8 protein-coding genes are annotated in these 12726 nt (G+C 63.8%); all 8 read left to right on the top strand.

Annotated features, from left to right (window positions below; genetic code table 11):
- The first annotated feature begins 34 nt into the window (after positions 1-34).
- The 8 genes from ELS24_RS01260 to arcA all read left to right on the top strand — a co-directional run bounded on the left by ELS24_RS01260 (position 35) and on the right by arcA (position 12707).
- Positions 35-1582, top strand: coding sequence for a hypothetical protein (locus tag ELS24_RS01260; RefSeq protein ID WP_127183174.1), 1548 nt, complete (start codon positions 35-37; stop codon positions 1580-1582).
- A 174-nt stretch (positions 1583-1756) separates the two neighbouring features.
- Positions 1757-2914, top strand: coding sequence for an efflux RND transporter periplasmic adaptor subunit (locus ELS24_RS01255; protein WP_127183173.1), 1158 nt, complete (start codon positions 1757-1759; stop codon positions 2912-2914).
- On the top strand, positions 2911-6045 hold the full coding sequence (locus tag ELS24_RS01250; RefSeq protein WP_050448146.1) for a multidrug efflux RND transporter permease subunit: 3135 nt from the start codon (positions 2911-2913) through the stop codon (positions 6043-6045). The genes ELS24_RS01255 and ELS24_RS01250 overlap by 4 nt, the downstream gene beginning before the upstream one ends.
- Complete coding sequence (locus ELS24_RS01245) at positions 6042-7481, top strand: efflux transporter outer membrane subunit (RefSeq protein WP_127183172.1); 1440 nt, start codon at positions 6042-6044, stop codon at positions 7479-7481. The genes ELS24_RS01250 and ELS24_RS01245 overlap by 4 nt, the downstream gene beginning before the upstream one ends.
- Complete coding sequence (locus ELS24_RS01240) at positions 7478-8941, top strand: alpha/beta hydrolase (protein ID WP_127183171.1); 1464 nt, start codon at positions 7478-7480, stop codon at positions 8939-8941. The genes ELS24_RS01245 and ELS24_RS01240 overlap by 4 nt, the downstream gene beginning before the upstream one ends.
- A complete protein-coding gene (locus ELS24_RS01235; protein WP_127183170.1) occupies positions 8938-10029 on the top strand; it encodes an AI-2E family transporter in 1092 nt (363 codons plus the stop codon). Before ELS24_RS01240 ends, ELS24_RS01235 begins: the two co-directional genes overlap by 4 nt.
- Positions 10026-11447: a basic amino acid/polyamine antiporter gene (locus ELS24_RS01230; RefSeq protein WP_127183169.1), complete on the top strand. Its 1422-nt coding sequence runs from the start codon at positions 10026-10028 to the stop codon at positions 11445-11447. The genes ELS24_RS01235 and ELS24_RS01230 overlap by 4 nt, the downstream gene beginning before the upstream one ends.
- Positions 11448-11465: 18 nt before the next feature.
- Positions 11466-12707: an arginine deiminase gene (gene arcA, locus ELS24_RS01225; protein WP_050448149.1), complete on the top strand. Its 1242-nt coding sequence runs from the start codon at positions 11466-11468 to the stop codon at positions 12705-12707.
- Positions 12708-12726: the final 19 nt, after the last annotated feature.

Genomic DNA, 12726 nt, shown 5'->3' with positions numbered 1-12726 from the left:
CAAATGACGACTGCCTCCAACAAGGAGAAGTGCGGTGAAACGTAGAACTTTCCTCTCTGGCAGCGCCACTTCAATTGCCGCGTTATCGGCACAGCCGGTCCTGGCGCATTACGAGCCTCCGCTCAATGCGCCGCCAGCGCCCGGCGAATTGGCGGCGACCGCCGCTCGCCTGCGTGCGCAATTCATGAAGGACTTCGAACCCGCCTACGTGGAAAACGTGATCCTCCCGCATTTTCTGGTCAGCGTTTTCGAGGGCGAACGGTCGTTTCTTCCGATGATTGACCTTGCGCTGACCAAAGAGAATGCGCTGCCCAATGATCTATGGGGTCTGCTTAGCGAAACCTGGCGGCCCGACCCGGCCGATGGCGTGACGGTCTTCCTTCAGGGGCTGGAAAAGCGAGGCCCGGACAACCGCCGCAAGCGCATCTACATGTCGGCCGTAACGCCGGATCTCTACCGTGAACAATACGGTGGGAAGGTGATGAAATTCTTCGACGGCTTCCTGTCCGACGCCAATGCCGGGCAGCCATTGATGCGCAAATACCTGGATTCATTCTGGGACCTGTACTGGGACCTGCACCTGGGCGTGTCACCTGACCAGATCCCCAAGCGCGTTCGCCAGATCGGCGAGAGCTTCAATACGGTTCTGGCCTATCGTGACCCCACGCAGCGCATCGTGTACGAAAACTACATGATCGTTCGATCCCACCTGGACTTCCTGAAGTCATGGATCGATGAAAGACTTGCCGACATCGCATCCGGAAAGACGAAGGCCCCCGAAAAGACCTTCGCCTGGTATTGGATGAAGAATGGCGAAGACAGCGCGTACTTCAATCACAAGGATGTGGTGTTCGAGTGCTTCCACAACTTCGTTGCCTTCAGCCAATGGGGCAACACCATCTACAACATCATGCGCCGGTTGGCCTCTGACGTCGGAGACCCAACGATCAGAAGCGCTTTCAAACAAACGATGGAAAGCGAACCCGATAACGCGCGGGGTGCGCCTTATACGCCGCTGGAAGCGTACGTCATGGAGCTTTTCCGGCTGATTTCACCGAACGGCGGCAGCATTTCCGCACTGGGCGAAACGCAGACACCTCGGTTCGACCGCCACGGCTATATCGTCAGCCCACACACCTCGACGAGCCTCGACCCCGTGCATTGGACCAACCCCGACAAGTTCGATCCATCACGATACGCAGCGGTACCGACAAGCGCCGATATCGACGAGGCCAAGGCCAAACAGATAGGCTTCGCCAAGTGTCCGTTCGACCTGACTTCGTTTGAGGTCAAGGACGGGCGCAAGGCGTCGCTGCGCAACAGCGGCTTCGGTACCGTCTTTGGCGAGGCCGACGGCAAGGCGCTTCCCGTCTGCGATTACGCGGGCTTTGCCCCATTTGGATTCGGCTATCGTCGCTGCCCCGGCGAACAGTTGACGATCATGGCGTTCGAGGACTTTCTACGCAAAGTCTGGAAGGACAAGATCACGTTCAAGAAGCTCAACATCGCCAATCCGGAACCTCTTCCGATCGGCCCCACTACGGTTATTGGCGACGATATCGGTTTTGAAAGGGCAACATAAAAAAGCGCCCCGCAATGCTTGCGGAATGCCCCTGCATACCGGGCACGGAGGGTACGGGCAACGTGCTGTTCGTGTTCGGCAAGTGGTCGTTCTGACGTAAGACCCAGGCCTGCGCCTCGACGGGCCGGCTATTCAGCACTGTCGATCAACCTGCCCAGTGGGGAGTAGGAACTGATGCGTCTGAAGGGCAAGCTTAGGTCCGTGCGCCGTGTCGCGCCGCTGCTGCTGGTCGTACTGATGGGGTGTGGCGACCGCGACGCAAACATGGGTGGTGGGCCGCCACCCGCATTCGTTACGCTTGCCACCGTGCAGGCCGAGTCGGCGAACGTAGACATCGAATTACCCGGTCGTATCGTGCCGATCCGAAGCGCCGAGGTGCGTGCCCGCGTTGATGGCATCGTGCAGAAGCTGCTGTACACCGAAGGCAGCGACGTGGAGGAAGGCGCTCCGCTATTCCAGATTGATGACAGCGACTACCGCGCGCAATTGGCGCAGGCGCGGGCCATGCTACAGCGCGCCGAAGCCGTGCAGCAGAATGCGCAATCGGTGGTGAACCGCTTCCGTCCATTGGTGAAGCGCCAGGCCGTGAGTGCACAGGAATTCGAGGCCGCCGTGGCTGCGCTCGGCCAGGCCCAGGCCGGCATGACCGACGCCCAGGCCGCGGTCACGCTCGCTACGCTGCGGCTGGAGCGTTGCGTCGTGCGCGCTCCGATCGCGGGCCGGGTCGGGCGCGGGCTCGTCAGCGAGGGCGCCCTGGTAAGCGCCGCATCGGCCACGCTGCTGGCAGAGGTGAATCAGCTCTCGCCGATCAGCGCTACCTTTCCCAAGTCCAACACCGCGATCCTTGATCTGGTTGACGAGTTGCAGCACGGGGCGCTGCAACTCGATGACGGCGACCGCTTCCCGGTGCACCTGACACTCGCCAACGGCAGGCCCTATGACGAAGTGGGCCGGGTCGACTTCACCGACCTGACGGTGGATGCCAGCACGGGCGCGCAAACCGTCCGCGCGCGTTTCGAGAACGCCGGACGCGTGCTTCTGCCAGGCCAGTTCGTGACTGGGCGGGTGCGGGTAGGCGCGCGCGGCAACACGATCTGGGTGCCGCTGGGCGCCGTGCAGCTCAATGCCGAGAGCGCTTCGTTGTACGTGGTGGGGACCGACGATGTTGCACAGTTGCGCCGCGTCGCGGTCGGCGCGCAGCTCAACGGCCGTTGGGAGATACGCGAAGGGCTGCATGCCGGGGATCGCATCATCGTGGAAGGCTGGCACAAGGTTGCGCCGGGGCAGCGTGTGCAGCAGGCGGCCCCGGCCGGGTCCGGAGGCGCCCGATGAATGCGTTCTTTGTCGATCGGCCGGTTTTCGCGTGGGTGGTGGCGCTGTTCGTCCTGCTGTTCGGCGGCATCGCGCTTTGGCTGTTGCCGGTGGAGCAGTATCCCAACATCGCGCCGCCGTCGATCACCGTCAACGCGAACTATCACGGCGCGGACACGACGACCATCGATCGCACCGTCACGTCGGTGATCGAGTCGGAGATGAATGGGGTAGACGACTTGCTCTACCTGTCTTCGGTCAGCCGGGCCAACGGCACGGCGCAGATTACCGTGACCCTGCTGCCTGGCACGGATCTCGATGTTGCGCGCGGCCAGGTGCAGGACCGCCTGAGCCGGGTCGAGCCACGACTGCCGGCCGAGGTAAGGCAACTGGGCGTCACGGTGACCAAGGCGTCCAGCGGCTTCCTGATGCTGATCGCGCTTCAATCCAATAGCGACGGGGTCAGCGCCGTCGCGATGGGCAACTTCATCTCCAATAATGTTCTTGATGAACTGCGCCGCATCCCGGGGGTGGGCGACGTGCAGTTGTTCGGTTCGTCGTACGCCATGCGCATCTGGGTCGATCAGCGCAAGCTCGATAGTTTCCGCTTGAGTAGCGGCGACGTGATGCGCGCGGTGCAGGAACAGAATGCCCAGACCGCCAGCGGCGCGCTGGGCGATCAGCCGCTGGCCGATGGCGTGGAGTTCAACGCGCCCATCATTACCCAGAGCCAGCTTTCCACGCCGGCCGAATTCCGCCGCATCATCCTGCGCGTCAACCCGGACGGCTCCACCGTCACGGTGGGCGATGTGGCGCATGTGGAGCTTGGAAACGAAAACTATGGCTTCCGGCTCAGCGTCAATGGCAAGCCAGCCGCCGGGATCGCGATCCAGCTTGCCAACGACGCCAATGCCCTGGCCGTGGCGCAGCAAGTGCGCGAACGCATGGCAGAGCTTGAATCGGTGTTTCCGCAGGGAGTGAGCTGGAGCGTCCCCTTCGACACGACGCCCTTCATCGTGACCTCGGTGCGCTCGGTGATGGGCACGATGGTCGAGGCCTTGCTGCTCGTGACCGTCATGGTGTTCCTCTTTCTACAGAGTTGGCGTGCGACCTTGGTGCCGACGGTCATTGTGCCGGTGGCGCTGATCGGCACCTGCGCCGGGCTCTACCTGTTCGGGGCATCCATCAACCTGCTGTCGCTATTTGGAATGGTGGTGGCCATCGGCATTCTCAATGATGACGCGATCGTGGTGTCGGAGAACGTGTCGCGCATCATGAACGAAGACCAGCTCGACGCGCGCGCCGCAACGAGTAAGGCGGTCGGGCAGGTCTGGGGGCCCGTGGTGGCCAGTACGCTGGTGCTGGTCGCGGTGTTCGTGCCGATGGCGATGTTTCCCGGCTCGAGCGGCGCCATCTACCGCCAGTTTTCGATCACGCTGGCCGTTTCCATCGTGATATCGACCGTGCTGGCTCTGTCGCTCGGCGGCGCGCTGTGCGCGACCTTGTTCCGGCCTGCCCCGCCTCGCACGCATGGCAGGCTGGCACGCGCTAAATATTGGGTGTTCGACCGGTTCAACCAGGGTTTCGACAGCTTGACGGCCAGCTATGCGCGGGCGCTGGCGCGCATGCTCAAGTATCCCGTGCGATGGCTGCTGGCGTTCCTTGCAGTATGCGGGCTGACCATCCTGCTGTTTTCGCGCATTCCCGGTGGCTATCTGCCGAGCGAAGACCAAGGCTACTTCTTCGTGTCGTACACGGGCGCCCCAGGGGCGACCGCGGACCGCACCGAGGTGGCGGTGGCGCAAGCCGAGGCGTACCTGAGGCGCCAGCCGGAAGTGCGTAACGTGGCGTCAGTCGTCGGCTTCAGTTTCTTCGGCCAGGGCCAGACGGCGGCGCTGTCCTTCGTCGACCTGTACCCCTGGGCGGAACGCGAAAGGTCGGTCGATGCCTTGGTGTCGCGCAGCAATGCCGCCTTTTTCACGATCCCGCAGGCGCAGATCTTCGCGCTTAATCCGCCGCCGATTCCCTCGATGGGTAACGCCGCCGGCTTTTCGCTCAAGGTGCAGGACCGCACGGGCCAGGGCGGCGCGGGCCTGAGCGCGGCGGCCAGCGCCATGATGGCGGCGGCTGCGCAAAGTCCGGTGCTGGCCGGCATCCGGCTGGATGGCATGCCGCCCGCGCCGCAACTCTATGTTGAGGTCGATCGTATCCATGCCCGCGCGCTCGGCGTGCAACTTGGGCAGGTCAACCAGGCGCTTGCGTTGGCCTTCGGCGCGAACTATGTGAACGATTTTTTGCATGACGGCAGCGTGCTGCGCGTGTTCATGCAGGCCGACGCGGCACAGCGCATGAGTCCGCAGGACGTGATGGACATGCAGGTGCTCAACGATCGTGGCGAGCTGGTGCCGATGTCGGCCTTTGCCCGCAGCCGCTGGATCAGCGGACCCCAGCAGCTTGAACGCTACAACGGATTTCCCGCCATCACCCTATCCGGCCAAGGTGCGCCCGGGCAGTCCAGCGGCAATGCGCTGCAAGCAATGGAGACCATCGCCGACGCCGTATTGCCCCCCGGCATGACCTATGAATGGACCGGCACCGCGTTCGAGGAACGGCAAGCCGGCAACCAGGTGGCGCTGCTGCTGGCGCTGTCGCTGGTTGTCGTTTTCCTCTTGCTTTCCGCTTTGTATGAGAGCTGGTCGGTGCCGATCTCGGTGCTGCTGGTGCTGCCTTTCGGCGTGCTGGGCGCAGCCGCGTTCACGCTGGCACGGGGCATGTCGGCCGATATCTACTTCAACATCGGTCTGGTGACCATCATCGGCCTGGCGGCGAAAAACGGCATCCTGATCGTCGAGTTCGCGCTCCAGGAGGAGCAGGCCGGGCGGCCACGCGAGGAGGCCGTGCTGGATGCGGCGCGCCAGCGCCTGCGGCCCATCATCATGACCAGCGTCACCTTCGTGCTGGGCATGCTGCCGCTGGTGTTCGCCACCGGCGCTGGCGCCGCCAGCCGTCAGGCGGTGGGCACCAGCGTGATGGGCAGCATGATCACCGCCACGATCTTCGGTGTTTTCTTCACGCCATTGTTTTACGTTGCAACGCGCAAATGGCTCGGCCGCCGCAGCCCGGCCGGCGCGGCGCCCAAGGAGGCGCCATGACGCGCCTGACACTGCTGCTGGCGATTGCCCTGTTGTTGAGCGCTTGCAACTTCGCGCCGCGTGAGCCGGCCCCCGTCGTTGCGCTGCCCGAACGGTTCTCGGACGACGACACCGCGGCCGGCACGAGCGCGCAAGACGTGGCCTGGCAGCAATTCTTCGGCGATATGCAGTTGCGCATGTTGATCGGCGAAGCCCTGATCCACAACCGTGATCTGGCGGCCGCGGCGGCGCGTATCGAGCAGGCGCGCGCCTTTTATCGGATCGAGCGCGCCAACCAGGTGCCGCACATTGATGTCGGGGTCAGCGCCAGCCGCAACCAGGCGCCGCTCTCGAGCCTGGATCCCGCGCTGGCGGGCAGTACGCGCACTATCGAATTCAGTCAGTTCGGCGCGCAGGTCGGCGTGAGCGCGTTCGAGCTCGACCTCTGGGGCAGAATGCGCAACCTTAGCGCGGCCGCATTGCAACACTACTTCGCCACGGTGGAAGGCCAGCGGGCCTTCCGCCTGAGCTTGATCGCGAACGTGGCGGCAAGCTATTACGACGCCCGCGCCGGCGAAGAAGGGATTGCGCTTGCGCTGCGCACGGTGCTGGTAAGGCGCTATGCCCTGTCGGTGGCGCGCGACCGGCTCGACGCGGGGGTGACGTCTTCCGTCGATTTCGATCAGGCGGCCATTTTGCTGACCCAAGCCGAGGGGCAGTTGGCAGAATTGCGCCGCACCACCGCCGAAAGCTGGAATCGGCTCTGGGTGCTGGTGGGCTCGCGGCCCGACCTGACCGCAACGCCGGCCAATCCCATCGCCAACGCCGGTCAGTTCGAGGCGCTGAACCCGGGCCTGCCATCTGAAGTGCTCTTGTTGCGGCCCGATGTGCGCCAGGCAGAAGCCGCGCTGGCCGCCGCCGACGCCAATATTGGCGTCGCGCGGGCAGCGTTATTTCCCCGCATCGCCCTGACCGCCTCGTTCGGCTATGCCTCGGGTGAGCTTTCGGGACTCTTCGAGGGGCCCAACAAAGTGTGGACCTTCGGCGCCGGCGCTGCCTTGCCGCTGTTCGACTTCGGCCAGCGCCGCGCGGCGGTCGATCTATCACTCGCGCAGCGCGAGGAGCGCGTCGCGCTGTACGAGAAGACGGTACAGACTGCCTTCAGCGAGGTAGCAACCGGCCTGGTCCGACGCCAGCAGTTACGCGAGCAACTGGCCGTGCAGGAAGCGGCGATCCAGGCCCAGACCCGGCTGGCTGAGACCGCGAAATTGCGCTACGAAAACGGCATCTCGATTTATCTGGAGGTGATGGACGCGCTGCGCAACCTGTTCAGCGCCGAACTGCAATTGCTGATGTTGCGCGCGGCCGCCCTGCAGAACGGGGTGTCGTTGTACGTGGCGCTGGGCGGGGGGCTCGACGACCCTGTCGTCACGCAAGCCGCGCGGAGCGGACAATGAGCGGGCGCCGTTGGCCGCGCCTGCGCCGCGCGCTGCGCATCCTGGCGCTGGTCCTGCTTGTGTGCGTCGTGACCGTGATCGGCCTGCGGCTGTATGACATTCAGCAGAGCCCGCCCCTGGCCGTGTGGCACACCTACGTGCCCGACGAGCTCGACCGCGAAACCCTCGCGCACAGCACCTGGCAAGATTATCTGGCTCGCGAGCAGAAGATATTCGAGCAGGTCCGCGAACATGTGAGCGAGCAGCTAGAGCGGCAGGATCGCGTCGAGAGCAACCGTTACTTCAGCGGCGCCGCCGTGCATCCCGCGAATTTTTCCCATGACTGGAACCGCTCGTACGTGCTGATGCCCGAGGGCACGCCCGCCGGCGTGGCGGTGCTGCTGCACGGGCTGACCGACTCGCCGTACAGCCTGCGCCACCTGGCGGTGCACTATCGCCAGGCAGGTTATGCCGTGGTGGCAATCCGGTTGCCGGGTCATGGAACCGTGCCTGCCGCGTTGACCGACGCGGGCTGGGGAGATTGGCTGGCCGCCACGCGCCTGGCCGTGCGCGAAGGGCGCCGACTGGTGCCGGCGCCGTTGCCCCTGCATATCGTCGGGTTCTCCAACGGCGGGGCGCTTGCGCTGATGAGCGCCATGGAAGCGATCGACGACCCGTCGCTGGCGCGTCCCGACCGGCTGATCCTGATCTCGCCGATGATCGGCATCACGCAGTTCGCCCGCTTCGCAGGTCTTGCGGGGCTGCCGGCGATCCTGCCTGCTTTCGCCAAGGCGGCGTGGTTGAACATCGTGCCTGAATTCAACCCGTTCAAGTACAACTCTTTCCCGGTGAACGCGGCGCGGCAGTCGTATGAACTAACGAACGTCTTGCAGGAAAACATCGCCCTGCGCCAGCGGCAGGGCACGCTGGCAGCGTTGCCGCCGATACTGACCTTCCATTCGGTCCTGGATTTCACGGTCAGCACACGCGCGCTCGTCAATGCGCTGTACGCCCGTCTTCCGCCGAACGGCAGCGACCTGGTGCTGTTCGACCTGAACCGCGCCACCAAGCTTGGGCCCTTATTCCGCCGTGGGGTGGACTGGTCACTGGCGCGAAGCCTGCCCGGCGAGCCTTGCAACTATCGCCTCACCATCGTGACCAACGCCTCTGCCGAATCCAGCGACATGGTCGAGCGCATCAGCGAACGCTGCGAAACCCGCGTGACCGAACTCCCGATCGGCATGCGCTATCCGCGAGATATCTATTCCCTGTCGCATGTGGCGTTGCCGTTTCCCACCGACGACAGCCTCTACGGGCAGCATCCCGACAACATCGAGGAGTATGGAATCAGCCTCGGCGCACTGTCGATTCGGGGCGAGGTAGGCGCGCTGATCGGAGGCATGGACTCCCTGGCGCGACTGACGTCGAACCCGTTTTATGCGTATCTGATCCACCGTGTGGACGAGGTGATTCCCAGATGAAGAGACCACCAGCCCGTGCGCGTTTCACTGCCCCGCCGCTATCCAGCGCGGCGGCGCGCTGGAGCGCCCTGCTCCTCACGCTAGGCCTTTTGTACCTGGCCAGCCCGGTGTTCGTGCCACTGGCGTTCGCCATCTTCATCCTGGCGCTGGTGGCGCCTTTGCAAGCTGTGCTGCGGCCCCGGATGGGCGCGGTGCTTGCCGCGACCCTGACGCTTGTGCTGACGCTGGCCGCGGCGCTGCTGTTTCTGTCGTTGGCGGCGTGGGGCTTCACCCTGGTGGCGCAGTGGATCATCGCCAACGCGGCGCGGCTTCAGCGCTTGTTCAGCATGGAAACGGCCGACATGCATCCGCGGCTGGCAATCATGGTGACGCTGTTTCTGGACAACTTCAACGCCTCGCTGCTGCTTCGCGCAATCCAGGAAGTGCTGTCACGGCTCAACAGCATGGCCGGGCTGGTTTTTCTGTCGTTCCTGTTCATCACGCTTGGCGTGTACGAACTGCACGACGCGCCAGCGCGCCTGCGTCAGTTGCTGCCGCGTGCCGACCACTGGATCGCCGTGGCGGGCAGCATCGCGCGCAAGCTGCGCCGCTACATGCTGATCCGAACGATCGCCAGCGTGCTCACCGGCGTGACGGTCTGGCTGTTCGCGATCTACGCGGGGCTGGAGCTGGCCACGGCATGGGGCGGGCTGGCGTTCTTGTTGAACTACATCCCTTTCCTTGGCCCCCTGCTGGCGACGCTCTTTCCGTCGTTCTTCGCGTTTGTGCAGTTTGAATCGCTGCAAGGCGCGCTGGCGGTATTCCTGATTCTGAACGTGATCCAGATCGGCTACGGCTGCTATCTCGAGCCCCGCCTGGCCGGCAACGCTTTCTCGCTTTCGCCGCTGTTGGTGATGCTGGCGGTGTTCTTCTGGGGGCTGGTCTGGGGCATCCCCGGCACGTTCATCGGCGTGCCCATGCTCATTGCCGCCACCTCATGCTGGAGCGCAAGCCGGCCGCCGGGTTCGCCCGTCAGCGACCGACCTGGGATCCGGCCGCATGCATCCCACCCACGAACGGCCTTGGAGCCTACCGGAGATGAACCATGAACAGCAGTGCTGAAAAGAAGCTTGGTTTGCTTGCCCTGACCGGTATGGTCGTGGGGTCGATGATCGGCGCGGGCATTTTTTCCCTGCCGCGCACCTTTGGCGGCGCCACGGGCATCATCGGCGCGGTCATCGCTTGGCTGATCGCGGGGGCCGGGATGTTTACGCTTGCCCGCGTGTTCCAGACCCTGGCAGAGCGCAAGCCAGATCTGGACGCCGGCGTGTTTGCCTATGCCAAGGCGGGGTTCGGCGACTACCTCGGGTTCCTCTCCGCCTTCGGTTACTGGATCGGCAGTTGCATAGGCAACGTGTCGTACTGGGTGCTGATCAAATCCACGCTCGGCGCGTTCTTTCCGGTGTTTGGTGACGGCAACACGGTGATCGCGATCCTGGCTGCATCAGCAGGAATCTGGACGTTCCATTTCGTGATCCTGCGCGGCGTGCAGCAGGCCGCCATCATCAACGCGGTCGTCACGGTAGCCAAGATCATTCCCATCCTGGTCTTCATCGTGATGCTCGCCATCGCTTTCAAGCTGGACCTGTTTCGCGCCAACCTCTGGGGCGACGGCAGCGGCGCCAGCCTGTTTGACCAAGTGCGGCGCACCATGCTGGTGACCGTGTTCGTGTTTCTGGGCATTGAGGGCGCCAGCGTGTATTCGCGCTTCGCGACAAAGCGTTCGCACGTAGGCGTGGCAACGCTGATCGGCTTCGTCACCGCCCTGAGCCTGATGGTGCTGGTGACCTTGCTGCCGTACGCCGCGCTGCCACAGGGCGAAATCGCCGGCCTGCGCCAGCCGTCAATGGCCGGCGTGCTTGCCTCCGTGGTTGGCCCATGGGGCGCCGTGTTCGTGAGTGTGGGTCTGTTGATTTCGGTGTTGGGCGCGTACCTGGCGTGGTCACTGATCTGCGCCGAGGTGTTGTTCGCCGCGTCAAAGAACAAAGACATGCCGCGGATCTTCGCTCGCGAAAACAAGAACGGCGTTCCGGCAACCGCGCTGTGGTTGACCAACATCATCATCCAGTTGTTCGTGATCAGCACGTATTGGTCCACCGACGCCTTCTCGCTGATGCTCAACCTTACCAGCGCGATGTCGCTGATTCCCTATCTGCTGGTGGCGGCGTTCGGCTTCATGCTCGCGCATCGAGGCGAGACCTACGAGGGCGACAGTGCCCGCACGCGCGACCTGGTGCTGGCAGGCATCGCTGCGTTCTACAGCGCTTTCATGATCTACGCGGGCGGCCTGAAGTACGTGCTGCTGGCCGCCTTGCTGTATGCGCCCGGCACCATTCTTTATTACTGGGCCCGCCGGGAGCAGGGGCAACGACTCTTTACGCAGGTGGAACTGGTGGTCTTCGTGATCGCTGCGGTCGGTTGTGGAGCGGCCATCGATGGCCTGATCCGCGGCTGGATCGTTATTTAACCTTTAAGGGAGAAGGTCATGTCGGAAAATCAACAATTTGGCGTGCACTCTGAAGTCGGCGTGCTGCGTAAAGTCATGGTTTGCGCACCAGGCCGCGCGCATGAGCGGCTGACGCCGTCAAACTGCGACGCGCTGCTGTTTGACGATGTGCTGTGGGTCGATAACGCCAAACGCGATCACTTCGATTTCATGAACAAGATGCGCGACCGTGGCGTCGATGTCGTGGAGATGCACAATCTACTTGCCGAGACGGTGGCGTTGCCCGAAGCGCGCACATGGATTCTCGACAACCAGATCGTGGCCAATCAGCTTGGCTTGGGCCTGCTGGACGAGATACGCGGCTATCTGGAATCCCTGCCGCCGCGCAAGCTGGCCGAGACGCTTATCGGGGGGCTTTCCACCGAAGAGTTTCCCGAAGACATTGGCGGTGAACAGCTGGCGCTCATCAAAGAGGCGGCCGGCGTCACCGAATACCTGCTGCCGCCATTGCCCAACACGCTCTACACGCGTGACACCACATGCTGGATCTATGGCGGGGTCACGCTCAACCCCCTGTATTGGCCTGCGCGTCATGAGGAAACCATCCTCACGACCGCCATCTATCGCTTCCATCCCGACTTTGCCGGCCGCGTCAACGTGTGGTGGGGTGACCCGGTGCACGACCATGGGCTGTCCACGCTGGAGGGTGGCGACGTGATGCCGATCGGCAACCGCACCGTGCTGATCGGCATGAGCGAGCGGACCTCGCGCCAGGCAATCAGCCAGCTCGCCGCGGCATTGTTCGAACAGGACGCCGCCGACCGGGTGATCGTCGCCGCCATGCCCAAGCTGCGGGCCGCGATGCACCTGGACACGGTGCTGACCTTCGCCGATCGGGATTGCCTGCTGATGTATCCCGACATCGTCGACAAGATTCAGGCCTTTTCGTATCGGCCCGGCAGCAAACCCGGCACGCTTGAACTGCACAAGGACAAGGGCTCGCTGGTGGAGGTGATCGGCGAGGCGCTGGGCGTGAAGAAAATGCGGGTGGTGCAGACGGGCGGCAATGCCTACGTGCGTGAACGCACGCAGTGGGACAGCGGCGCCAACCTCGTTTGCCTGTCGCCCGGCGTCGTGATGGCCTATGACCGCAACGTCTACACCAACACGCTGCTGCGCAAAGCCGGCATCGAAGTCGTGTCCATCGTGGGCGCCGAGCTTGGACGCGGCCGGGGCGGCGGGCATTGCATGACGTGCCCGATTATCCGCGACCCGGTCTGACACACCCGGTCATCTGACG

Origin of the sequence: Achromobacter spanius (genome assembly GCF_003994415.1) — a bacterium.
GTDB lineage: Bacteria > Pseudomonadota > Gammaproteobacteria > Burkholderiales > Burkholderiaceae_B > Achromobacter > Achromobacter spanius_C.
This window is presented reverse-complemented; position numbering and strand designations above follow the sequence as displayed.

What these genes read in the sequence shown, in the direction of transcription:
- ELS24_RS01255 (WP_127183173.1), top strand. Translation starts at nt 1,757, where the DNA reads ATGCGTCTGAAGGGCAAGCTTAGGTCCGTGCGCCGTGTCGCGCCGCTG.
- ELS24_RS01250 (WP_050448146.1), top strand. Translation starts at nt 2,911, where the DNA reads ATGAATGCGTTCTTTGTCGATCGGCCGGTTTTCGCGTGGGTGGTGGCG.
- ELS24_RS01245 (WP_127183172.1), top strand. Translation starts at nt 6,042, where the DNA reads ATGACGCGCCTGACACTGCTGCTGGCGATTGCCCTGTTGTTGAGCGCT.
- ELS24_RS01240 (WP_127183171.1), top strand. Translation starts at nt 7,478, where the DNA reads ATGAGCGGGCGCCGTTGGCCGCGCCTGCGCCGCGCGCTGCGCATCCTG.
- ELS24_RS01235 (WP_127183170.1), top strand. Translation starts at nt 8,938, where the DNA reads ATGAAGAGACCACCAGCCCGTGCGCGTTTCACTGCCCCGCCGCTATCC.
- ELS24_RS01230 (WP_127183169.1), top strand. Translation starts at nt 10,026, where the DNA reads ATGAACAGCAGTGCTGAAAAGAAGCTTGGTTTGCTTGCCCTGACCGGT.
- arcA (WP_050448149.1), top strand. Translation starts at nt 11,466, where the DNA reads ATGTCGGAAAATCAACAATTTGGCGTGCACTCTGAAGTCGGCGTGCTG.